We start from the raw sequence: 23024 nt of genomic DNA on the forward strand, positions 1-23024 counted from the left end.
CGTGGTTCTACGCTCATGTTCGTTCACTCCGCATCGCGTGGTGGACAGCGCAGGAGCGGCGAGGTTGGTAGCCGGTTTCCGCTCCTGCTGCTGCTCTTCCTTGCGCCGCAACAAGACGTGCGGCATCGCCACGTGACCCCGCAAGATCACGCGGACTGTTTCAAATGGACTGTTGGCGGTTCTCAGGCGCTCGTGGCGTCGGACCTCCCGCGAAGCTCCCGGCCGATCTCCTCGGCCTTGGCCCGCTCGCGGTTGGCCCAGTACACCGCCTCGTGGTGATGCCCCCGGTCGACCTCCGCGACCAGCGCGTAGACCTGCGCACTGCGCTGGTGGAACTCCCGCCGCACCTGCGGCTCAGCGCCGGGCGCTGGTTGCAGCCGCCCCACCGCGCCGTGCGCCTCCATCAACGTCCGGGCCTGCATCGCCAGCGGCCAACCCTCCGCCTGCCCCACGGCTCACCCCTCCCCGCCCAGGTCACCGCGCAGGGCGTGCCGCCCCTGGGTCTCGTCCAGGTGATCGGCCAGCTTCGCCGCCTCGCGCGACAACTCCCGGCAGAACCGGGCCAGCACATCAGCACCACCGGGGAACGGCGGGAGCTGCACCGCCATGTTCACCGGGTCCAGGTAGATCACCAGCGCCGGAAGCTCGGAGGTGATGTGCACCAGCGCCGCAGCCGCATCCCGCCCCGGCGTGCACGTCACGTTGAAGCCCATCACCGCCCACCTCCCGCGCTCTGAGCGGCTTCCAACTGCTCTTTGCCGTGGTGGATCGCGGCGAGCAGGCCGGACAGCGCGCCCTGGTCCACGAGCAGCACCGCCGGGAACGCCTGCCCGAGCCGAACCTCCACCCGATCGGCGAACGGCATGGCCGTAGCCCGGATGGGTAAGTCGGCCGTGACGTGGACCCGAACCATGTCCGCCATGCCGGTCACGCCGCCTTGGGCGCGGCCTTGGCGACCACCGGCTTCATGCCGGCTGCCCGCAGGCTGTAGGCCAGCTTCGCCCGGCACCGGTGACGCTCACCAGGACCACCCGAGCGGCACGCCTTGTCATCGACCCACGGCGTCAGCGTCAGCCCCTCGAACACCACCGGCCGCACGTCCGTCCCCGGAATCGCCTCCGGTGGCACCGGCTGATGCGGAGCAGCGATCTTCACCGTCACCACCGCGTCAGCCTTGCGCTCCGCCGCCTGATCGATCACCAGCACCGACCACACCAACAGCCCGGACTCCTTGTCCGTCTCCTGCTGCAGCGGCAGCCCCTTCGCCCGCTCCTCAGCCGGCTCGAACCGCAGCACCGGCTCCACACCCATCACCAACGCACCCCGTGGAAACACGTAGTCGTGAGTCGCCGGGAGCCTGCTCCCACCCGTGATCGCCATCGCTGCACTTCTTCGTCATCGCCGGTCAAGCTCGTCGCCTGACGTCTCGGCAACCACTACTTTCGGTGTAAAGGCGGGACGGGAGCACCGCATGGCGGAATTTCTAGAGACGTCCTTGCTAGGTTGAAGACGTCCCAACTTGTCAACGAGGGGGAGTCTTGCCGAACGAGCGACTGCGGGATGCGCTGCTGCGCAACGGTGTGGACCTGTTACAGGTCGCCAAGGCCACGGGCGTGGACCCCAAGACCGTCGAGCGGTGGATCACCAAGGACCGCACGCCCTACCCGCGTCACCGCCACACCATCGCCTCCCTGGTCCGCGAGCCGGAGACCTACCTGTGGCCGGACGCGATAGGCGAGGCCCGCAAGGCCGAGATCAGCGGTTCAGAGGTCGTGCGGGTCTACCCGCACCGCCACGCCGTCACCGCCGACACCTGGACGCACCTGATCAACGACACCAAGGTCAGCATCTCGATCCTGGTCTACGCGGCCATGTTCATGGTCGACAACCCGGCCCTCATCCGAACCCTGCGAGCCAAGGCCGAGGGCGGCGTGAAGATCCGCATACTGCTCGGCGACCCCACGAGCCGGGAGGTAGCTCGCCGCAGCGAGGAGGAGGGCATCGGCAAGGGCACGCTTCCCGCGAAGATCCGCAACGCGCTGGCAATCTACAAGCCGTTGGCCGACGTGCCGGGGGTGGACATCCGCGTGCACGGCACAACCCTCTACAACTCGATCTACCGCTTCGATGACGAGATGCTTGTGAACACGCATGTGCACGGCTTCATGGCAGCTCACGCGCCGGTCCTGCACCTACGGCGGTTGTCCGGAGGCGACCTCTTCGAGACATACTTGGAAAGCTTCCAAGGCGTGTGGGACAACGCCAAGCCCTCGAAGCGGTAAGGAGACAGACATGGCACGTACCGACTACTTCCACGACCCCAATGCCCCGAAGGCCAACAGTATCGTGGTCGCGGTGACCGCGTTCGTCCAGGACGATCAAGGTCATCTGCTCATGATCAGGCGCACGGATAGTGACCTTTACTCAATCCCAGGAGGACAACAAGACATTGGTGAGACAGTTGGCCGCACCGTCATACGTGAAGTCAAGGAAGAGACCGGCATAGATGTAGAGCCCAAAGAAGTTATCGGAATCTACTCTGATCCTGCACATGTCATATCTTACGCAAACGGGGAGGTGCGTCAAGAATTTTCTATCTGCTTCCGCGCCCAACCAATAGGAGGGGTAATTCACACTAGCAGCGAGTCCAGCGAAGTGCAATGGATTGCACGCGGAGAATTAAATTCTCTTAATATTCATCCGTCAATCCAGTTGCGCATTCAACACGGGTTTGAAATCCGAAATAGGGTCTATTTCTCTTTGTAGAAAATCTTTTCCTGTTTTAATTTCATTTCTGTTCGATTAACGACAGATAGGAGTTCCGACTCGGCTTGTTCAATAAAGATGGAAACAATATCATGAGGACCGTACCGTTTCTGAATTTCCTTCACGCGCTTCGCAAAAGTTTTTGGCGCACCGTCAGGAGTTGTAGTCATATCCGCCCACCACAAAGCATCTCTAATAGACGTTCTCTCATCTCGCCATGAGGAAAGCTCTAAAGACAAACCACGCATACCGGCCTCACGATATGCGCATGAATGGTGGGCAACCAAGCCACATATACGATTGTCCACACCTTGTGCTTCCAAGTACCTAGCGCCATCTAAGGGGTGAAATCCTGTTACCACCACACCGGGCGCATATCCAATGTCATGCAGGAGAGCTGCTGCAGTCAGAACCTGCGCCTCGTCATTGGAATAAACACCACCTATAGATTCCACCTTTGCGACTACTCCTTGAATATGTTTCCACCTTCGAGGAAGAGTATCGGCAAATAAATTTAAAGCGATCTCGTAAGCCCACTGCACTGAAGACATACGGCAATCTTAGTGCCTGTATCCGAGCTTGGTCGGGCGGAGAAGCTTTGGTGCGCAGACAGGGGAACTCCTGGTAGATCGGACGGTGTCTATGCGCCGTTCCACCAGGAGTTCCGTTGTTATCGTGCCCGATCCCCGCGGGCGGTTCGACCGCGGGTAGCCCGTGCTGCCGCCTGGCCGCCTCCCACCAGCCCACTCGACGGACAAGGCGGTATCCCACCGACCTCACCGACGCCCAGTGGGCCGAACTGGACCCGCTGTTGCCCGACCCCGCATGTCTGGCCGGTCGGGGCGGGCGGTGGGAGAAGCACTGCCGCCGCCTGATCGTGGACGCGATCGGCTACGTGGTCGACAACGGCATCAAATGGCGCGCTCTGCCCGCCGACTTCCCGCCCCGGCCCACGGTCCACAAGCGCTTCGCCCTGTGGGAGAAGGCCGGTGCCACGCAGCGGTTGCTCGACGCGTTGCGCGACCGGGTCCGGCTCGCGGAAGGGCGGGTGGCGGCGCCGTCGGCGACGGTCATGGACTCGCAGTCGGTACGCGCCGCCGAGACCGTAGGCCGGGCCACCCGGGGCTGGGACGGTGGCAAGAAGGTCGCGGGGCGCAAGCGCCACATCGTGGTGGACACCATGGGACTGCTGTTAACGGTGCTGGTGACCCCGGCTTCGACGCAGGATCGAGTCGCCGCCCGCAGCCTGTTGCGGCGCCTGCGTGACACCGGAGGCAAGCGGGTGGCGCTGGTGTGGGCAGACGGCGGTTACACCGGCTCTCTGCTCGGCTGGGCCCGAGCAACCCCGGGCCTGCTGGTGGAGATCGTCCAACGCCCGCAAGTGCCGTACTTCACCGTGCTGCCACGAAGGTGGGTGGTAGAGCGGACTCTGGCATGGATCAGCGGACACCGCCGCTGCGTCCGCGACTACGAACGCCTACGCCACCACCACGAGGCCATGGTCCGCTGGTCCATGATCCGCATCACCAGCCGCCGACTCACCCAACCCCAGTAGCTCGGAAACAGCTACTTAGATGCTGCAAGTCCATAGCACCTCCAGTAGATCAAAGTTGCAGCTCATCCGTCGCTATCCCACAGTGAAGCGGGCTCCAAGCTCTGTCATCGACCACAACTGCTAAGCGTTCAAACACGCACAGTAACCAAGTGCAGACTAAAGCTACACTTTCTGTCAACGCACGACACCGGGAGCAGCAGACTGTCATGGGTAACAGCTATCCTTCAAGCATGAGCACCAGAGTAACCAATAATAAGTCTATAGATACCAATGATCGCGAAAGCGTTATAAGCCGTGCACTAAAGTTTATCGATGAACGCAACCTAGGCGATTCACTGGCTACAATGCTTTACGGAAGTTACGCGCGAGGAACTGAAGTCAAAGAATCAGATATTGATCTACTACAACTAGTAGAACGATCTCCTAAGGCATATGATTTTAACCATATCAGCGTTACGCAATACACACCACTACACCTGAAGATAATGGCGCAAGAGGGGAGTTTGTTCGTTCTACACCTTAAGATCGAAGGCATCTCGGTATACGATCATAAAAATATTCTCGCTGGATGCTTGAACGAGTATACGGCACCAAAAAGCTACGATTTGGTAAAGGAAGAACTGGCTATTGCAGCGCGCGCCCTTAACCCCTCATTGCTAGACACTGATCAGCATCTAAAAAGCCTAACCAGGCTAGGTATCTATATCCTGAGGACTCTCGCTTATATAAAGTGCACGGAAGCGGGCACACCAACTTTCGATATCGATAACGCAGAAAAAATTCTTCAAGATAAACGGCTTACCGGGCCGGTACAGAATCGCAGGAAATGGGAGATTTCCCCAGATAATCTACAAAATATCTATGATGTAATCGTCGACAACCTTCCTAGCGCAGAGGAGAATAGATACAAAACTCTCGAAGAGATCGCTGTCGCCAACTCTCATTACCGACACGCTTCTGCGTTGATAGCAAACGTTATTAGCGGATCCAAGACAATAGATTACGCAGCTCTAGCATTGCCTCCGCTATGATTGACAACAGGGAAGAAATACTCGTTGTCGGAGATGTTCACGGAGTTTTAACTCCACTTCGCAAGGTTCTTGCATACGCTTTTGCAACTAAAATTACTACGGTTTTTCTCGGCGACTACGTGAACCGAGGACCCAACTCTCGCGCAGTCATTGAAACTCTTATACACGCAAAAAAAACCTTAGGGAACCATCTCATCCTACTTCGAGGTAATCATGAAGTAGCATTGCTAGATTTCCTAGCCACCGGAGATATGGGTCAGCTCATAAAAATGGGTGGACTGTCAACAGTAAAAAGTTACTTAGGAGATGCAACCGATAGGCCATTTAAAAGGTTTAAAGATGAATTTCCAATCGATCACAAAAGGATGCTCGAGTCGACGGAAATCTACTTTGAGACGCCTAATTACCTTATATCTCATACGGGATTGAACCCAAATAATCCAAAAGATAGATCTCTAGAATCCATGGTATTGGGAAGTTTTAGGACCCTGTTTTCACCCCATGCTAACTTTTCTAAAAAGCTTGTTGTAGCAGGGCACTATGTCCAACGCGATGGGGAGCCATTCATGTCAGATCGATTTATTTGTCTTGATACTGGTTGCGGATCTAGGCCGGGAGCTCCTCTAACCGCTATGCTGCTCCCCAGTAGGAGGACCATGAAGTACGGGGGTTCACAAATATGACAGATCCGATTCGACAACGACGGGAACTACAGGGAGCTTTGCATCGGAACGAAAAAGTTCTCTGCATACATTATGCTTGTGGGAATTTTTTTGAGGTTACCGATAAGCCTGTTGCGATTACATGTATCGCCTTGTCGGAGCCGAGCGATGCTGGGGGAACTATACACGAACGCTCCTATTCTATTGCAAATTCATCTCCCAGCAGTAATGTCGAAGACAGGGAAAAGGACCTACTGACCAGGTTTTACAATGATGTACTCTCCGCCTCTGACGCGCGAGTAGTTCACTGGAATATGAACCGTTCGAGCTACGGGTTCAACGCAATCTCCGCTCGATACAGGTTCCTCTTTGAGGAGGATCCTCCTTTTAATTTTAGGCAGGACAGGCTATACGACCTGGACTCGATAATTGGACATTCGTACGGCGACGACTTTGCGAAGCACCCCAAGTTGCGCAATTTGGCCTCATTGAACAGCCTATACATGCCGTTTTTTCGCGAGGGACGAGAAGAAGCGGAAGCCATAAAGAACGGCGACTACGGTTTGATTGAGAGGTCAACTTCAGAAAAGGCACATTTGATCAGCATATTGCTGACTCGTCTCACGAATGGGTCGCTTAGGACCCAAAACTCAGTTGGTGCAGTAGAGTTTGCCCACCAACACTTGGATGCTGTTGCACTAATTCTAGCACTTGCAGATCGATTCCGCTATGTTGAGCGTGCCTTGTTGCGACGTCACAATAATCGAAGCACGCTCACAGTCGAAGACGAGTACGATGCGCAAGATCTATTCCGCGCACTTCTCGTTCAGTTCTTTGATGACGTTCGCCCGGAAGACTGGGCTCCTCAATTCGGCGGCGGAGCTTCTCGGATTGATTTCGTTATACCCGATTTCGAACTGGCTATCGAACTAAAATACACCCGCGAAGGCCTGACTGATCGAAAACTCGGCGAAGAACTAATAGTAGATAGAGACAAATATGCAGCCAAGGGTGGAGTGAGCCACCTCATTTGTCTAGTTTTCGACTATGACGGCCGTCTAGCGAATCCGAGGGGAATAGAAAGCGATCTAACTCGGGATGTAAGCAATGAACATATTGCGGTGACTGTCAAAATTCTTGATCGGTGATCTTCCCGAATCTGCCTCTACAGGATTAAGGCGCGCCGCCGACGGCGGCGCGCTGCGGGCCGGTCACGCTGGCACCGGGGCCGCATCCATCCCGGCAGGCCAGGCTGCCGCTTCGCTACGCCTGGCCGCCGGGCGACGCAGCCCCGACCAGGGTGCGGCTACATACCACCGCCAGCGGCACGTACTCCCGGCCTGCTTCTGCCCTGACGATCGCGCGACACGAGGCTTGACCGAGCTGGGCACGGCGATCGACGCCCGTCGACGCTTCGCGCCAACGGCCATGAGCATGAGGGGTCACCTCTGTGCCGTGTGGACATGAACTTCGGCCGCCCGGTCCCCAAGGTCACGTGTCTCCGGTGCCCGAGCACGACAACGGCCGGTAGGTCCGTGTCCAGGTCGAAGGTTTGCCTTGGCACGGGCCTACCGGCCGCGTGGTCGACCTCGTATCGAGGCGACGCAAGGTGTGGTGATCAACTCTCAGACCGTCTCCAGGCCGTGAGAAGTCGGACAAGGTGGATCAACGACGACGAACGACGAGCAGGAACGCGCAGCTCAGCTGCCGTCCGACGTGAACGAGCCGAGGTAGCCCACAGGGCCGCGCAAGATCTTCACCATCTTCGAGGGGACGAGCGAGATCCAGCGGTTGGTGGTGGCCAGGGCCATTTCGGGGATGTACATCCGCTGACGCGGGTCGTCGTGGTGGGCGGGGTCCTCCGGCTCGGAGGGCCCCGCTGTCGGCCCCGCGAGGCAGGATGGGGGCGTGAGCGAACTCGACGCCAGGGCTGCCGACGTGGCGGCCGCGGCCCGGCACATGCTGGCCCAGTTCCCCGAGGGCCGTCACGGGCGGCTGCACACCCACGGCGCCGTGCACGGCATCCGGCCCCAGGCGTGGATCGCCGGGATCGTGGTGCCCGCGCCGACCTGCCACGTCGGCTCCGGGTCGTGGGACTTCACCCGTCTGGTGCCCACCACGGACCCGGTGACGTGCGGGCGGTGCCTGCACAGCGCCGAGCACCGCACCACGCCGCTGCCCGAGGCCGATCAGCTCAGCCTGCTCGACCTGCGGTAGCGCGGCCGTCGACCCCTAGGGGTGCGCGGCGCGAAGTCCGGGGAGATCCAGGATGTCACGCTGCGCGTCCGCGCCGATACTCGTGGATCATGAGGACGAACCCGAATCTTCCCAGCACGCACGAGGAGAAGCTCGCCCTGCGGGACGCGCTCACCTCCGGCCCGCGGTACGTCGTGTCGTCCGAGGTGACCGTGGTGGTGCTCGACGAGGAGCAGGTGCGGCGCGAGGCCCTGGCGAAGATCGACGAGGTGAGGTTCAGCGATCCGGCCGCGGCCGAGCGGGTACGCGCGGACGTGCGGGGCGACACCGCCAGTGCGTTGTCGTTCCTGGCCGATCCCGGCCGGGTGCTCGCGGGCGTGGCGGGGGTGCACGGCCGCGACGCCGGCCACACCGTCCGTACTGGGGGCGCGACCGCGTCGTAGTCCACGGCCGGTTGTGCTCCGAGGTACTCGGTAGCGAGGTGAACCGGCCCGACCGGGTCTGGCGGGTGTTCGCCGACCCGGCCGGGCACCCGTTCTGCCTCGTGCGGGAGCGAGCCGCCGTCAGATGGCCTCCATCAGCCACTTCCGCTCGGCCACCGTCGACGGCACGGCGGGCCAGCCGTTGATCGTCGCCAGGAGCTGCCAGTAGCGCTCGGCGCGCGGGTCGCCGCCGTGCTCCTCGCGCTCGCGCAGCCACCCGCGCAGCGACTCGTCGTTCGGGCGGCCGAACGCCTCCGACCAGCGGGCCAGCGCTCGCTCCGCCACCTCGGCGCCCTCGGGCGAGCGGGGGTCGACACCCGCCGCCATCGCCGCCGCGGCCTGCTCGACGGCGAACGCGTGCGCCGCCCTGACCTCCTCGGTGAGGATCATCGACTCGCCCGCCGCGCGAGCCGCCGCGTGCTCCTCCGACAGTCCGCGGATCAGCGCGCGGAAGTCCGGGTCGCGCACCAGGTTCGCCAGCTCGACCCACGCCCGGAGCTGCTCGGGGCTCGGGTCCTCCGGCAGCTCGATCTTCACCGACGTCATCATCGCGGCGAACGCGGGCTCCAGGTCCAGCCCGCCGAAGACCTCCTCCAGGAAGTCGTCGAGGATGCGCTGCCGCTCCTGTTCGGACAGCGTCGCCAGGTCGTGCATCAGTTCCACCTCTCCCTCCACCGGTTCCCGCTTCGCCACAGCGCGCAGCACGGCGCGGCGCAGCCGCAGCGTCCGCATCTGCGCGTCGATCGCCTCGGCGTGGACGCGCGCCACGTCCGCGAGGGTCACCTCGCGGGCCAGCACGCGCTGCACGGTGGGCAGGTCCACGCCCAGCTCGCGCAGGGTGCGCACGAGCTTGAGCCGCGCCAGGTGGGTGACGTCGTACGTGCGGTACCCGCTGCTGGTGCGCCCGCCCTCCGGCACGACGCCGGAGTCGGAGTAGAAGCGGATGGTCCGCACGGACAGGCCGCTCAGCCTGGCCAGCTCGCCGATCGAGTAGCCGTTCACGGGGTCCACGATGAGGTCTCCAGTCGCTGGAGGGTCAAGCGGTGAACGAGAACGAGCACCGCGAACGTGGTGTTCGCGGTGCTCGAACGCTCAACTCGCGGTGCCCGAACGCTCAACTCGCCGTGCCTGAACGCTCAACTCGCGGGTCAGTAGGTCAGGGCCACGGCCGGGTCGGACATCAGGGTGCCCACGTCGGCCAGGAACTGGCTGCCCTGCTGGCCGTCGACCACGCGGTGGTCGAAGCTCAGGGCCAGCTGGCAGACCTTGCGGGGGACCACCTGGCCGTCCACCACCCAGGGCATGTCGCGGATCGCGCCGAACGCGAGGATCGCGGACTCGCCGGGGTTGATGATCGGCGTGCCGGTGTCCACGCCGAAGACGCCCACGTTGGTGATGGTGATGGTGCCGTTCACCATGTCCGCCGGTGGCGTCCTCCCCTCCCGCGCGGTCGTGGCCAGGGCGTCGAGCGCCTCGGCCAGCTCGCGCAGCGACATGCGGTCGGCGTCGCGGACCTTCGGCACGACCAGGCCGCGCGGCGTCGCCGCCGCGATGCCCAGGTGGACGTAGTCCTTGTAGACGATCTCGCCGGTCGCCGCGTCCCACGTCGCGTTCACGTCGGGGGTGCGGCGCGCGGCCAGGACCACGGCCTTCGCGCAGAACGCCAGCGGCGTCAGCTTCACGCCGCCGAACTCGCGGGAGTTCTTCAGCCTGGCGCGCAGCTCCATCATCGGCGTGACGTCGACGGTCAGGAACTCCGTGACGTGCGGCGCGGTGAACGCGCTGTCGACCATGGCCTGCGCGGTGGCCCGCCGGACGCCCTTGACCGGCACGCGCCGCTCGCGCGCTCCGGTGTCGGGCGCGGGTGCGGGAGCGGGAGCCTGCGCGCGCTCCACGTCCTCCCTGGTGATCACACCGCCGGGACCTGACCCGGTCAGCGCGTGCAGGTCGACTCCCAGGTCCTTGGCGAGCTTGCGCACCGGCGGCTTGGCCAGCGGCACCGGACCACCGGGAGCGGGGACCACCGGGGCGGGAGCGGGAGCGGGGACCACCGGAGCCGGGGCCACCGGCGCGGCGGCCGCGACCACCGGGGGCGCCTTGCGGGTCCGGCGCGTGGCCGCGCCCGCCTTCGGGCCGTACCCGACGAGCGTGGCGATCCGGCCGCCCGGCATCTCCTCGCCGATCTTGCCGCTGGACGTGCCGTTGACCGGCGCGTCGGCGACCGGAGCGGGAGCGGACCCGGACGGGTCGGTGTCGATGGTGATGATCGGGACGCCGACCTCGACGGTCTGCCCGATCTCCACCAGGAGTTCGGTGACCACGCCCTCCCACGGGCAGGGCAGCTCGACGGCGGCCTTGGCGGTCTCGATCTCCACGATGATCTGGTTGACCGTCACCGCGTCGCCCGGCTTCACGTGCCAGGTCAGGATTTCGGCCTCGGTGAGCCCCTCCGCCGTGTCGGGCAGGGGGAACCGCTGGTACTTCGGCATGTTCTGCTGTCTCCCCTACCAGGCCAGCGAGCGGTCGACGGCGTGCAGCACCCGGTCGAGGTCCGGGAGGAACTCCTCCTCCAGCTTCGACGGCGGGTACGGGGTGTCGAACCCCGTCACCCGCAGCACCGGCGCTTGCAGGGAGTAGAAGCACTCCTGCTGCACCTTCGCCGCGATCTCGCTGGAGATGGACGACTCGCTCGGCGCCTCGCTGACGACGACCAGCCGGCCGGTGCGGCGCACCGACTCGTGGACCGGGGCCAGGTCCAGCGGGGACAGCGTCCGGAGGTCGATCACCTCCAGCTCGGTGCCGTCCTCCGCGGCGGCAGCGGCGGCGTCCAGGCAGGTGCGGACCATCGGGCCGTAGGCGACGAGGGTGGCCGCGGTGCCCGTGCGCAGGACGCGCGAGGCGAACAGCGGGCCGGGGCGGGCCGTCGTGTCGACCTCGCCCTTCTCGTAGTAGCGGCGCTTGGGCTCGAAGAACAGCACCGGGTCCTCGCACGCGATGGCCTGCTGGATCATCCAGTAGGCGTCGGCGGGGTTGGAGCAGGAGACGACCTTGAGCCCCGCGGTGTGCGCGAAGTAGGACTCGGGCGACTCGGAGTGGTGCTCGACCGCACCGATGCCGCCGCCGAACGGCACGCGGATCACCATCGGCAGCGTGATGCGGCCCTGCGTGCGGTAGTGCAGCTTCGCGACCTGGCTGACGATCTGGTCGAAGCCGGGGAAGATGAAGCCGTCGAACTGGATCTCGCACACCGGCCGGTACCCGCGGATCGCGAGGCCCACGGCGGTGCCGATGATGCCGGACTCGGCCAGCGGCGTGTCCAGGACGCGCTGCTCGCCGAAGTCCTTCTGGAGGCCGTCGGTGATGCGGAAGACGCCGCCGAGCTTGCCGATGTCCTCTCCCATCACGACGACCTTCGGGTCGGCCTCCATGGCCGCCCGCAGGCCGGAGTTGAGGGCCTTGGAGATCGTCAGCGTCTGCGTGGGGGACGCGCCGCCGGTGCCGGCGCGGTCCATCGTCGGAGCAGCCATCAGTGCTCACCTCCCGCGAAACCGGAGACGTAGTCGAGGAACTCGTCGCGCTGGGCGTCCAGCACGGGGCTGGCCTCGGCGTAGACGCCGGAGAAGATCCGCTGCGCCGGGGGCTCCGGCATGGCCACGCAGAAGTCGCGCAGCTCCGCCGCGAGCACGTCGGCCTCGGCCTCGACGCCCTCGAAGTACGCCGCGTCGGCCCACTGCTGCTTGACGAGGTGGACCTTGACCCGCTCGATGGGGTCCTTGAGCTTCCACATCTCCAGCTCGTCGGACAGCCGGTAGCGGGTGGGGTCGTCGGAGGTGGTGTGGGCGTCCATCCGGTAGGTGAACGCCTCGATCAGGACGGGCCCGTTGCCGTTGCGGCACTCGTCGAGCGCCCAGCGGGTGACGGCGAGCGTGGCGAGCACGTCGTTGCCGTCGACCCGGATGCCGGGGAAGCCGTAGCCGCGGGCGCGCTGGTACAGCGGCAGGCGCGACTGGCGCTCGGTGGGCTCGGAGATCGCCCACTGGTTGTTCTGGCAGAAGAACACGAGCGGCGCGTCGTAGACGGCTCCCCAGACGAAGCCCTCGTGCACGTCGCCCTGGCTGGTGGCGCCGTCGCCGAAGAAGCAGATCGTGGCCTCGCCGTCGTCGTCGCCGACCGCGCCGTCGAACTTCTGGCCCATGGCGTACCCGGCGGCGTTGAGGACCTGGTTGCCGATGACGATCGTGTAGGGGTGGAAGCGCTTCTCCAGCGGGTCCCACGTGCCGTGGTCGGTGCCGCGGAAGATGCCGAGCAGGTCGGTCGGGGGGATGCCGCGGCACCAGGCGATGCCGTGCTCGCGGTAGCTGGGGAACGCCATGTCGGTGGGCCGCATCGCGCGGCCGGCGCCGATCTGCGCGGCCTCCTGGCCGAGCAGGGGGACCCAGATGCCGAGCTGGCCCTTGCGCTGCAGCGCGTTGGCCTCCCGGTCGACGCGCCGGACGAGCACCATGTCGCGGTACAGGCCGCGCAGCTCCTCGGCCGTGACGTCGATGTCGAAGTCGGGGTGCTGGACCCGCTCGCCCTCCGGGGTGAGGAGCTGCACCAGGTCGGCGCCGCCCTCGTCCGTTGCTCGCAAGCCCGCGATGACCTGTTCCGCGGTGGGTCTGGCCGCTGTCGCGGCCGGACCCGCGTCGGGTTCGGGGCGCGTCCACTGCTCGGGAGACGACATGCGCCTCACTCCTCGTCTACGAGGCCGCCCGGTCGCTCGTGACGACCTCGTGCGGCGTGCGCCACCGATCACCGCCGCCCTGGTGAGAGCGTTGCGGCGACCGTCGGCGCTGACGGTGCTTTCCATCCACATCCTGACACGGGGCGGGCCCCTGGTGTGAGCCCCGTCCCACCTGACAGTACGAACTGCAACGTGCTGATCAGCCGAAACAGTGGGAAGGTCCACCTCCGACGGTCCCGGCGAGAGCGGCGGCGCGTGAACGGCCGTGACTGCGTTACCGCTCGTTAACGCCATTCAACGGCAGAACGCGGCCGACCGGAAGCCCCCGCCCGTGACAGGATCGGGCCGTGGACCGATCAGCACTCACCAGCACCGTTCGCGGGCTCTGGGAGGACGACGTCCTCCCCAGCCTGTCCGACCTCGTCGCCATCCCGGCGCTGTCCCCCGCGTTCGACCCGGACTGGGCGGACAACGGGCAGCTCGACGCCGCGATCGAGCACGTCAGCGCGTGGATCGCCGACCGCGCTCTGCCCGGCGCGCGACCGGAGGTCGTCCAGCTCCCCGGCCGCACGCCGCTGCTGCTCGTGGACGTCCCCGCCACCGCGGGCGCGCAGGACGCGGGGACCGTCCTGCTCTACGGGCACCTCGACAAGCAGCCGCCGGTCGCCGACTGGTCCGCGGGCCTCGGGCCGTGGAGCCCGGTCGTGCGGGACGGCCGGCTCTACGGGCGCGGCGCGGCCGACGACGGCTACTCGGCGTACGCGGCGACGGCGGCGATCGAGGCCGTGCGCGCGGCGGGCGGCTCGCACGGGCGCTGCGTGGTGCTGCTGGAGACCGGCGAGGAGTCCGGCAGCCCCGACCTGCCCGCCTACCTGGAGCACCTGTCCGACCGGCTCGGCGAGGTCTCGCTCGTCGTGTGCCTGGACTCGGGCGGCAACGACTACGAGCGCATGTGGCTGACGACGTCGCTGCGCGGCCTGGTGCAGGTCGCGCTCACCGTCCGGGTGCTGCGCTCCGGGCAGCACTCCGGCATGGTCAGCGGCATCGTGCCCAGCTCGTTCCGCGTCGCGCGGCAGCTGCTGGACCGCGTGGAGGACTCGGCGACCGGCGAGGTGCTGGTGCGCGAGATGCACGTCGACGTCCCGGAGAACCGGCTCGCCGAGCTGCGCGAGGCCGTCGCGGCGGCGCCCGGCGCGCTGACCGGCCTGCCCGCGATCTCGGCGCTGGTCAGCGAGGACGAGGCGCAGCTCGCCCTCAACGTCGGGTGGAAGCCGACGCTGTCGGTCACCGGCGCGGACGGCCTGCCGAAGCCGGACGACGCGGGCAACGTGCTGAGGCCGTTCACGACGCTCGTGCTGAGCTTCCGGCTGCCGCCGACCGCCGACTCCGCCGCCGCCCTGGAGGCCCTGCGGACCCTGCTCACGACCGACGTGCCCCACGACGCGCAGGTCGAGCTGAGCCGCGTGGAGCACGCGGACGGGTGGAACGCGCCGGAGCTGGCGCCGTGGCTGCGCGCGGCGCTGGACGACGCGGGCGAGAGCGTGTTCGACGCGCCGTGGCGGACCGTGTCGCTGGGCGGGTCGATCCCGTTCATGGGCCTGCTGCACGCGGCCTACCCGGACGCGCAGTTCCTGGTGACGGGAGCGGTCGGGCCGGACTCGAACATGCACGTGCCGGACGAGTCGCTGAACCTGGCGCACGCCGCACGGATCACCGAGGGCGTGGCGCTGGCCCTGCACGCGCACTCCCAGCGCTGATCACTCTCCGTGACGACCGTGCGGACGGCGTGGACCGGCCCGGAGCCGGTCCGCGCCGTCCGGACGAGACCCGGTGTCGCACCACCTGCGGATTCGCGGCGGGGGTCGTCGCGACACGCTGAGCTGGGGGTATTCACGGTATAACCCGCGAGTAACCGGCAAGCTGCACCGATGCCGCACACTGGGTCGGTGAGTGAGCACAGGCAGCAGGCCGAGCGAGCGCGTCTCGCAGCTTCGGCCTCACCCGACGCGCCCTGGCGCTTGTGGGGCCCCTACCTGGCCGGACGCCAGTGGGGCACCGTTCGCGAGGACTACTCGGCGGGCGGCGACGCCTGGACCTCGTTCCCCTTCGACCACGCGCGTTCGCGGGCGTACCGGTGGGGGGAGGACGGCATCGCGGGCATCTGCGACGTCCACGGATTCCTCAACTTCGGCCTCGCGCTGTGGAACGGGAAGGACCCGATCCTCAAGGAGCGCTACTTCGGTCTCACCAACGACGAGGGCAACCACGGCGAGGACGCCAAGGAGTACTGGTGGGTGACCGACGGCACCCCCACGCACTCGTGGATGCAGGTCCTCTACCGGTACCCGCAGGCGGAGTTCCCCTACCAGGAGCTGCGCGACGCGGCCCGCCGCGCGGGGCGGGAGTCCCGCGAGCCCGAGCTGTCGGACACCGGCGCGCTGGACGAGAACCGCTTCTTCGACGTCGTCGTGTCCTACGCGAAGGCGGCCACCGACGACATCTGCATCGAGATCGCGGCCACCAACCACGGCCCGGACCCGGCGCCGCTGCACCTGCTCCCGCAGCTGTGGTTCCGCAACACGTGGGCGTGGGGCCGCGACGACCGGCGGCCGACCCTGGTCGCCTCGACCGAGGGCGGCTGGCGGCGCGTGGTCGCCGAGCACGGCGCGCTGGGCCGCTACACGCTGCACACCGCGGGGTCGCCGACCCTGCTGATCACCGAGAACGAGACCAACGAGGTCGCGCTGTTCGGGGCGAAGCAGAACCCGACGCGCTGGACCAAGGACGGGATCGACCGCTACGTCGTGGGCCGGGAGAACACGGCGTGCCAGGTCGCGCGCCCGGACTCGCGGAGCAAGCCGGGCACGAAGGTCGCCGCCTGGTACTCCTTCGAGGAGGTCGACCCCGGCGAGACGGTGACCGTGCGGCTGCGGCTGACCCACGGCGACGGGCACATCGACGCGTTCGGCCCGTCGTTCCGCGCCACGGTCGACGCGCGGCGCGCGGAGGCCGACGAGTTCCACGCCGACGTCGCCGGTGACGCCTCCCCGCTCAAGGCGCACGTGCTGCGACGCGCGCTGGCCGGGCTGATGTGGACCAAGCAGCACTACCGGTTCCGCACGCGCGAGTGGCTGGACGGCGATCCGGCGCAGCCCGCGGCCCCCCGGTCGCGGCGCGGCCCGCACGGCCGCAACACGCACTGGCGGCACTTCGACGTGGCCGACGTGATCTCCATGCCGGACGAGTGGGAGTACCCGTGGTTCGCGGCGTGGGACCTCGCGTTCCACACGGTGCCGTTCGCGCTGGTCGACCCGGCGTTCGCGAAGGAGCAGCTCCTGCTGCTGTGCCGGGAGTGGCTGATGCACCCCAACGGGCAGCTCCCCGCCTACGAGTGGGAGTTCGGCGACGTGAACCCGCCGGTGCACGCGTGGGCCGCGCTCCAGGTGTACCGGGCCGAGGGCGGCACGGACCGCGCGTTCCTCGCGAAGGTCTTCCACAAGCTGCTGCTCAACTTCTCCTGGTGGGTGAACCGCAAGGACGCCGACGGCAGCTACCTGTTCGAGGGCGGCTTCCTCGGCATGGACAACATCGGCCCGGTCAACCGCTCCGAGCCGATGCTGGGCGAGTGGCGGCTGGAGCAGTCCGACGCCACGTCATGGATGGCGTCCTACAGCCTGCACCTGATGCAGATCGCGCTGGAGCTGGCGCGGCACGACGCGTCCTACTCGGACGTGGCGACGAAGTTCGTCGAGCACTTCCTGAGCATCGCCGAGGCGTCCTCGCAGTTCGGTTCGGGCGGGCGCGGCATCTGGGACGAGCAGGACGGCTTCTGCTACGACGTGGTGTCGCGGAAGCTGCCGGACGGCGAGGTGGAGTCGCAGCCCGTGCGGGTGCGGTCGATGGTGGGCCTGATCCCGCTGCTGGCCTCGGCGGTGCTGGAGCCGTGGGTGTTCACCGACCTGCCGGACTTCGCCCGGCGGCTGGACCACCTGCTGAACCGGCGGCCGGAGCTGGCGCCGTTCCTGACCTGGCAGGACCACCCGGACGGGCAGCGGGCGCTGCTGTCGCTGCTGGACGAGCGGAAGACGCGGCTGGTGCTGACGCGGATGCTCGACGAGGGCGAGTTCCTCTCCCCGCACGGCATCCGGTCGCTGTCCGTGGCGCACCGCGAGGGCCTGGAGGTGCAGGTCGCGGGCCAGGAGCACCGGATGGGCTACGAGCCGGGCGAGTCCAGGACGCCGATGTTCGGCGGCAACTCCAACTGGCGCGGCCCGGTGTGGTTCCCGACCAACGCGCTGCTCGTGGAGGCCCTGCGCACGATCGACGCCTTCCACGACGGAAGGTTCCACGTGGAACTTCCCACCGGGTCGCGCCGCCAGGTGACGGCCGGCCAGGCGGCGGACGAGCTGTCGCGGCGGCTGGTGGCGCTGTTCCTGCCCGACCACGACGGACGGCGACCGGCCGACGGCAAGCGGATCGAGTCGTCGGATTCACCCCTGTGGCGCGAGCACGTCACGTTCAGCGAGTACTTCGACGGGGACACCGGCGAGGGGTTGGGCGCGACTCACCAGACCGGGTGGACCGCCCTGGTCGCCGGCCTGCTCTGAGTCGCGCCGGATCTCACGACGGAGAGCGCTCGTCCGGGCGCTCTCCGTACCGGTGTTGTGTGACGTGGGCCGTTCCGGGGAAGAACTTCCGGTGGACGGTCGCGAGTGACGCAAGATTCATGCACTTGAACGCGCTGTAACACGCGCGTGCTGTCCACAGGGTGGAACAAGTGGCAATATTCCGGACACTCGTCCGACAGAGTTACGAGGAGTGACGCAGTGGCCCGTCGTACCAGGCAGCAGTTGCTCGCCCTGATCCCCGCGCTGGGACTCGCCGCCGCGGCGGTGTCCGGCTGCGCGACCAGCACGAACACGTCCACGGGCACCACGGAGGGCGGCATCGCGCTGGTGGAGGCGGGCAAGCTGACGACCTGCACCCACCTGTCCTACAAGCCCTTCCAGTTCAGCCAGGGCGACGAGACGGTCGGCTTCGACGTGGACCTCGTGGACCTGGTCGCCAAGGAGCTGGGCGTCGAGCAGAAGATCTTCGACACCCCGTTCGAGACGATCACCTCCGGCGAGGCGTTCAAGAGCAGCAAGTGCGACCTCGCCGCCGCCGGCATGACCATCAACGACGCGCGCAAGGAGTCGATCGACTTCTCCGACCCGTACTTCGACGCCAGCCAGGCGCTGCTGGTCAAGAAGGGCTCGGGCATCACCGACCTGGCCTCCCTGCGCGGCAAGAAGATCGGCGTGCAGCTGGAGACGACCGGTGAGGAGTACGCGAACGCCAACAAGGACGCCAACGGCTACGAGGTCATCCAGTTCGAGGACCTCCCGCTGATGGAGACCGCCGTGCGCACCGGCGCCGTCGACGCCGCGATCAACGACAACGGTGTCCTCCTCGACTACGTCAAGGAGTTCCCGGACACCGAGGTCACCAAGGAGTTCGAGACCGGTGAGCAGTACGGCATCGGCGTCGAGAAGGGCAACACCGAACTCCTGAACAAGATCAACGAGGTCGTGAAGAAGGCCAAGGAGAGCGGCGAGTACGACACGATCTACGAGAAGTGGTTCGGCAAGAAGCCGGAGAGCAAGTAACCGGTCGACCGCGGGGCCGGTGCTGATCGAGCACCGGCCCCGCGGCGTTGTTCCGAACCCTCCGCACCCAGGAGCTCTCCCATGGCACTCTCGAAGCGCAAGCGGGCACAGGTGTTCCGCGGCGCTCAGTACGGACTGCTGGTCCTCGTGGTCCTCGTCGTCGCGCTCGTCGCCGACTGGGGCGAGATCAAGCGGGCGTTCTTCAACCTCGACATCGCCGCGTCGATGTTCCCCGGCGTCATCACGATCGCGTTGAAGAACACGATCGTCTACACGGCACTCGGCTTCGGGTTCGGTCTGGCACTGGGCCTGGTGCTGGCGCTGATGAAGCTGTCGTCCGTCGCGCCGTACCGGTGGATCGCGACGATCTACATCGAGTTCTTCCGCGGCGTCCCGGCGCTGCTGGTGTTCATCGCGCTGAGCTTCGGCGTCCCGCTGGCGTTCCAGCTCCAGTTCGACATCTACTCGACGGTCATGCTCGCGCTGGGCATCGTCGGCGCCGCCTACATGGCGGAGACGATCCGCGCGGGCCTGCAGGCCGTGCCGAAGGGCCAGGTCGAGGCGGCGCGCTCGCTCGGCATGTCGCAGGGCCGCGCGATGATCAGCATCGTGATCCCGCAGGCGTTCCGGATCGTCCTGCCGCCGCTGACCAACGAGCTGATCCTGCTGACGAAGGACTCGTCGCTGATCTACATCATCGGTCTGGCGCGCGACCAGTACGAGCTGACGAAGTTCGGCCGCGAGACGCTGAGCCGCAGCCCGTCGCTGACCCCGATCCTGGTGGTCGGCCTGTGCTACTTGATCATCACGCTGCCGCTGGGCTACCTGTCGCGGTACCTGGAGCGGCGCACCGGCGGCAAGAAGGTCAGCTCGCCCGAGTCGACCGGTCTGGGGGTGTCGGCATGACCGGGAGCACGGGTTCCACCGCGGTCGAGATCACCGGCCTGAAGAAGTCCTTCGGCGACCTGGAGGTGCTGCGCGACATCGACCTCGTGGTCCAGCGCGGCGAGGTCGTCTGCATCATCGGGCCGTCCGGCTCGGGCAAGTCCACGATGCTGCGCTGCGTGAACCTGCTGGAGGAGCCGACCGGCGGCAAGATCGTCGTCGAGGGCGTCGAGCTGACCGACCCCGACGTCGACATCGACGCCGCCCGCCGCCGCATCGGCATGGTGTTCCAGTCGTTCAACCTGTTCTCCCACCTGCGGGTGCTGGACAACCTGACGATCGCGCAGCGCAAGGTCCTCAAGCGGGGCAAGGCGGAGGCCGAGGAGGTCGCGCTGCGCAACCTGGAGCGGGTCGGCCTGCTGGACAAGGCGCACGCGCTGCCCGGCCAGCTCTCCGGCGGTCAGCAGCAGCGCGTGGCCATCGCGCGGGCGCTGTCGATGGACCCCGAGGTGATGCTGTTCGACGAGCCCACCTCCGCCCTCGACCCGGAGCTCGTCGGCGACGTGCTCGCGGTCATGCGCCAGCTCGCCGACGAGGGCATGACGATGCTCGTGGTCACGCACGAGATGCAGTTCGCCCGCGAGGTCGCCGACAAGGTGCTGTTCATGGACGGCGGCTACGTCGTCGAGCAGGGCCCCGCCGAGAGGGTCATCGGCGATCCGCAGCACGAGCGCACGAAGACGTTCCTCGCCAGGGTGCTCAACCCGAACCACCTCGGCACCGACGCCTAGTCGGTTACTGTCGGTCGGGCGCCGGTTCCCCTCGGGACCGGCGCCCGACCGCTGTTCGGGGGAGGGTGACGGCACCGTGGAGGAGCGCGCGCGGGTGCTGGACGTCTTCGACCCCCACCCGCCCCGGTCGTCGCGGATGCCGGCGGCCGACGTGCTCAGGGGCGTCGTGGACGGCGACAACGGGCCGTGGCCGCTGCGCCGCAGGGCCAGCGCGCAGCCCGTGGTGCGCGTGTCCGACCGGTTCCTCACCGGCCAGCTGGACCTGCGGGCGATGGAGCTGCCCTACCTGCTGGAGTTCGTGAACTGCCGCTTCGAGCAGCCGCCCGACCTGCGGCAGAGCAGCATCGCGGGCGTCGAGTTCGACCACTGCTGGCTGCCGGGGCTGTCGGGCCGCAACCTGCGCAGCACCAACGACGTGGCCCTGATCGACAGCACGGTCACCGGCCTGCTGGACCTCAACGACGCCGACGTCGGCGGGTCGCTGCTGCTCGGCCGCACGACGCTGCGGGCGACGGGCCGGCTGGCGCTGCACGCGGACCGGCTGGTCGTCGCGGGAGCCCTGCTGGCGCACCGCGTCGACGTCGAGGGCGAGCTGCGCACGGCCGGCGCGCGCATCGGCGGCAACTGCAACTTCAGCGGCTCGACGCTGCGCAACCCGGCCGGGTTCGTCGTCAACGGCAACGGGATGCAGGTCGGCGGCAACCTCGTGTTCGCGACGCTGGGCGCCGACCACCCGTTCACCGCGACCGGCACGCTGTTCCTGCCCAACGCGCGGATCAGCTCGGCGCTGACGCTGCGCGGGGCGGTGCTGACCGCGGGCGAGCCCACCGCCTCGGACGACGACGACCCGCACGCCGACCCGCGCGCGACGGTCGTGCTGGACCGCGTCGAGGTCAGCGGCGACGTGGAGCTGGACCGCGGTTTCCGCAGCGACGGCACGGTGCGCCTGGTCAACGCGGGCGTGGGCGGCACGCTGTCGCTGGCGGGCGCGGTGCTGCGCGCGGCCGGGGAGGGCACCGACGGCGATCCCACCGGGTTCGGGCGGGCCGTGCACCTGGACGGCGCGGAGATCAACGGCGACATCACCGCGCGCGGCGTGACCGTGCGCGGCCAGCTGCGGATGGTGGACGTCCTGGTCAGGGGCAGTCTGGTGCTCAACCGCGCCGAGCTGGCGAACCCGCGCGCGGACGCGCTGCTGGCCAACCGCTGCCGCGTCGGCAGCAACCTCACCGCGCGGGACGCCGAGGTCGAGGGCGGGCTGGAGCTGCGCGGCGTGGTGATCGGCGCGAACCTCGACCTGCGCGGCAGCCGCATCACCGCGCCCGGCCGCAACCGCTACTCCCACGACGAGAAGCCGTCCGTGGACATCGGTGGCGCGACCGTCGGCCGCGACCTGGTGTGCGCGTCGGGGCACAAGGAGTTCGTCGCGCACGGCGGCGTGCGGACCCGGCGCGCGGTCGTCGGCCGGATGGCGAACTTCTCCGGCGCCGTGCTGGGGCACCGGCTCGACAGCCACGCGCTCAACGCGCTGGGGATGCAGGTGCAGGAGCTCGTGCTGACGACGGTGAGCCCGCCGCGCGGCGACGTGACGCTGCGGCACGCGCGCTGCACGACGCTGGACGACAACGAGGCGTTCTGGAACGCCACCGGGCGCATCGACCTCGACGACTTCCGCTACGACTCGTTCGCGAACGCCGTCGACCTGCGCGACGACGACGAGATCGAGCGGCGGCTGCGCTGGCTGCGCCAGGCGATGCGGCGCAGCTACCAGCCCGGCCCCTACGACCAGCTCGCCGTGATGCTCCGGGCCGGCGGGAACGACGAGCACGCCTCGACGGTGCTGATGGAGAAGCAGCGGCTGCGGCACGTCGCGGTCGCCGAGGGCACGCGGCGGCCGCTCGCGCCGCTGGTGCTGCTGTGGAGCTTCCTTCAGCGGTCGATGGTGGGCTACGGCTACCGGCCGGCGCGCGCGCTGGGGTGGCTCGTCGTGTCGTGGGTGCTGGGCAGCGTGTGGTTCTCCGTGCGTCCGGACCTGGTGGTGATCAACTCCGACGACACGCTGCCGTGGAACCCGTGGCTGTTCACGATCGACCTGCTGGTGCCCATCGTGGACTTCGGCAACAAGAACCGCTGGCAGACGCCGGGCGCCTCGCAGTGGGTGGCGGTGCTGATGATCGTCACCGGCTGGACGCTGGCCACGACGGTCGCGGCGGGCCTCACCCGGATGCTCAAACGCACCTGACCCGTCCGGGTGAAGGAACTCCACGACGGGGCGACTAACGTCC

The 23024-nt window shown here is 66.8% G+C and carries 24 protein-coding genes; 14 read left to right on the top strand and 10 right to left on the bottom strand.

The annotated features are described in order from the left end of the window. Positions 1–182: 182 nt before the first annotated feature. The 4 genes from IMZ35_RS08850 to IMZ35_RS08865 form a co-directional block, all read right to left on the bottom strand. A complete protein-coding gene (locus IMZ35_RS08850) occupies positions 183–452 on the bottom strand; it encodes an AMED_5909 family protein (RefSeq protein WP_307867871.1) in 270 nt (89 codons plus the stop codon). Between the two features lie 3 nt (positions 453–455). Then, positions 456–713, bottom strand: coding sequence for a hypothetical protein (locus IMZ35_RS08855; protein ID WP_199440501.1), 258 nt, complete (start codon positions 711–713; stop codon positions 456–458). Continuing rightward, a complete protein-coding gene (locus IMZ35_RS08860; RefSeq protein WP_199440502.1) occupies positions 713–865 on the bottom strand; it encodes a hypothetical protein in 153 nt (50 codons plus the stop codon). Before IMZ35_RS08860 ends, IMZ35_RS08855 begins: the two co-directional genes overlap by 1 nt. Before the next feature lie 62 nt (positions 866–927). After that, positions 928–1311, bottom strand: coding sequence for a plasmid replication, integration and excision activator (locus tag IMZ35_RS08865; protein ID WP_229371465.1), 384 nt, complete (start codon positions 1309–1311; stop codon positions 928–930). A 227-nt stretch (positions 1312–1538) separates the two neighbouring features. Between IMZ35_RS08865 and IMZ35_RS08870 the strand changes: the two genes are divergently transcribed. Continuing rightward, on the top strand, positions 1539–2282 hold the full coding sequence (locus IMZ35_RS08870; RefSeq protein WP_199440504.1) for a DUF5919 domain-containing protein: 744 nt from the start codon (positions 1539–1541) through the stop codon (positions 2280–2282). Positions 2283–2292: 10 nt separating this feature from the next. Then, positions 2293–2766, top strand: coding sequence for an NUDIX hydrolase (locus tag IMZ35_RS08875; protein WP_199440505.1), 474 nt, complete (start codon positions 2293–2295; stop codon positions 2764–2766). Here the strand turns inward: IMZ35_RS08875 and IMZ35_RS08880 are convergent. Continuing rightward, positions 2751–3317, bottom strand: coding sequence for an HD domain-containing protein (locus IMZ35_RS08880; RefSeq protein ID WP_199440506.1), 567 nt, complete (start codon positions 3315–3317; stop codon positions 2751–2753). The genes IMZ35_RS08875 and IMZ35_RS08880 overlap by 16 nt on opposite strands. 116 nt (positions 3318–3433) lie before the next feature. On the opposite strand from IMZ35_RS08880, the gene IMZ35_RS08885 reads away from it, so the two are divergent. From IMZ35_RS08885 to IMZ35_RS08900, 4 genes are all read left to right on the top strand, one after another. Next, positions 3434–4321 carry an IS5 family transposase gene (locus tag IMZ35_RS08885; RefSeq protein ID WP_199440507.1) on the top strand — a complete coding sequence of 296 codons (888 nt, stop codon included), beginning with the start codon at positions 3434–3436 and terminating at the stop codon, positions 4319–4321. A gap of 230 nt (positions 4322–4551) precedes the next feature. Beyond that, positions 4552–5352 carry a nucleotidyltransferase domain-containing protein gene (locus IMZ35_RS08890; protein WP_199440508.1) on the top strand — a complete coding sequence of 267 codons (801 nt, stop codon included), beginning with the start codon at positions 4552–4554 and terminating at the stop codon, positions 5350–5352. Beyond that, positions 5349–6035 carry a metallophosphoesterase family protein gene (locus IMZ35_RS08895; RefSeq protein ID WP_199440509.1) on the top strand — a complete coding sequence of 229 codons (687 nt, stop codon included), beginning with the start codon at positions 5349–5351 and terminating at the stop codon, positions 6033–6035. The genes IMZ35_RS08890 and IMZ35_RS08895 overlap by 4 nt, the downstream gene beginning before the upstream one ends. A 467-nt stretch (positions 6036–6502) precedes the next feature. After that, a complete protein-coding gene (locus tag IMZ35_RS08900) occupies positions 6503–7162 on the top strand; it encodes a PD-(D/E)XK nuclease domain-containing protein (protein ID WP_199440510.1) in 660 nt (219 codons plus the stop codon). Between the two features lie 552 nt (positions 7163–7714). Here the strand turns inward: IMZ35_RS08900 and IMZ35_RS31345 are convergent. Further along, a complete protein-coding gene (locus tag IMZ35_RS31345) occupies positions 7715–7840 on the bottom strand; it encodes a hypothetical protein (protein WP_267877087.1) in 126 nt (41 codons plus the stop codon). Positions 7841–7922: 82 nt separating this feature from the next. Here IMZ35_RS31345 and IMZ35_RS08905 point away from each other — a divergent pair, with 82 nt between their 5' ends. Both IMZ35_RS08905 and IMZ35_RS08910 read left to right on the top strand, forming a co-directional pair. Beyond that, positions 7923–8231, top strand: a complete 309-nt coding sequence (locus tag IMZ35_RS08905; protein WP_199440511.1) for a hypothetical protein — start codon at positions 7923–7925, stop codon at positions 8229–8231. 89 nt (positions 8232–8320) lie between these two features. After that, entirely contained in the window at positions 8321–8653 is a 333-nt protein-coding gene (locus tag IMZ35_RS08910; protein WP_199440512.1) for a hypothetical protein, read from the top strand. 120 nt (positions 8654–8773) lie between these two features. On the opposite strand, the gene IMZ35_RS08915 is transcribed toward IMZ35_RS08910, so the two are convergent. The 4 genes from IMZ35_RS08915 to pdhA form a co-directional block, all read right to left on the bottom strand. Further along, on the bottom strand, positions 8774–9703 hold the full coding sequence (locus IMZ35_RS08915; RefSeq protein ID WP_307867872.1) for a MerR family transcriptional regulator: 930 nt from the start codon (positions 9701–9703) through the stop codon (positions 8774–8776). A gap of 137 nt (positions 9704–9840) precedes the next feature. Continuing rightward, on the bottom strand, positions 9841–11181 hold the full coding sequence (locus tag IMZ35_RS08920) for a dihydrolipoamide acetyltransferase family protein (RefSeq protein WP_199440513.1): 1341 nt from the start codon (positions 11179–11181) through the stop codon (positions 9841–9843). 15 nt (positions 11182–11196) lie between these two features. Continuing rightward, the gene (locus tag IMZ35_RS08925; RefSeq protein WP_199440514.1) at positions 11197–12219 is read right to left on the bottom strand and encodes an alpha-ketoacid dehydrogenase subunit beta; all 1023 of its coding nucleotides are present in this window, start codon (positions 12217–12219) and stop codon (positions 11197–11199) included. Then, positions 12219–13415 carry a pyruvate dehydrogenase (acetyl-transferring) E1 component subunit alpha gene (pdhA, locus tag IMZ35_RS08930; RefSeq protein WP_199440515.1) on the bottom strand — a complete coding sequence of 399 codons (1197 nt, stop codon included), beginning with the start codon at positions 13413–13415 and terminating at the stop codon, positions 12219–12221. Before pdhA ends, IMZ35_RS08925 begins: the two co-directional genes overlap by 1 nt. 347 nt (positions 13416–13762) lie before the next feature. Here pdhA and IMZ35_RS08935 point away from each other — a divergent pair, with 347 nt between their 5' ends. From IMZ35_RS08935 to IMZ35_RS08960, 6 genes are all read left to right on the top strand, one after another. Continuing rightward, a complete protein-coding gene (locus tag IMZ35_RS08935; RefSeq protein ID WP_199440516.1) occupies positions 13763–15172 on the top strand; it encodes a M20/M25/M40 family metallo-hydrolase in 1410 nt (469 codons plus the stop codon). A 189-nt stretch (positions 15173–15361) separates the two neighbouring features. Then, positions 15362–18022, top strand: a complete 2661-nt coding sequence (locus IMZ35_RS08940; protein ID WP_307867873.1) for an MGH1-like glycoside hydrolase domain-containing protein — start codon at positions 15362–15364, stop codon at positions 18020–18022. A gap of 219 nt (positions 18023–18241) precedes the next feature. Further along, positions 18242–19063, top strand: a complete 822-nt coding sequence (locus tag IMZ35_RS08945) for a transporter substrate-binding domain-containing protein (protein ID WP_199440518.1) — start codon at positions 18242–18244, stop codon at positions 19061–19063. 81 nt (positions 19064–19144) lie between these two features. Further along, positions 19145–19969 carry an amino acid ABC transporter permease gene (locus IMZ35_RS08950; RefSeq protein WP_199440519.1) on the top strand — a complete coding sequence of 275 codons (825 nt, stop codon included), beginning with the start codon at positions 19145–19147 and terminating at the stop codon, positions 19967–19969. Further along, the gene (locus IMZ35_RS08955; RefSeq protein WP_199440520.1) at positions 19966–20739 is read left to right on the top strand and encodes an amino acid ABC transporter ATP-binding protein; all 774 of its coding nucleotides are present in this window, start codon (positions 19966–19968) and stop codon (positions 20737–20739) included. The genes IMZ35_RS08950 and IMZ35_RS08955 overlap by 4 nt, the downstream gene beginning before the upstream one ends. A gap of 76 nt (positions 20740–20815) precedes the next feature. Then, complete coding sequence (locus IMZ35_RS08960) at positions 20816–22981, top strand: translocation/assembly module TamB domain-containing protein (protein WP_199440521.1); 2166 nt, start codon at positions 20816–20818, stop codon at positions 22979–22981. Positions 22982–23024 lie beyond the last annotated feature (43 nt).

It is taken from the genome of Umezawaea beigongshangensis (assembly GCF_016464305.1).
GTDB lineage: Bacteria > Actinomycetota > Actinomycetes > Mycobacteriales > Pseudonocardiaceae > Umezawaea_A > Umezawaea_A beigongshangensis.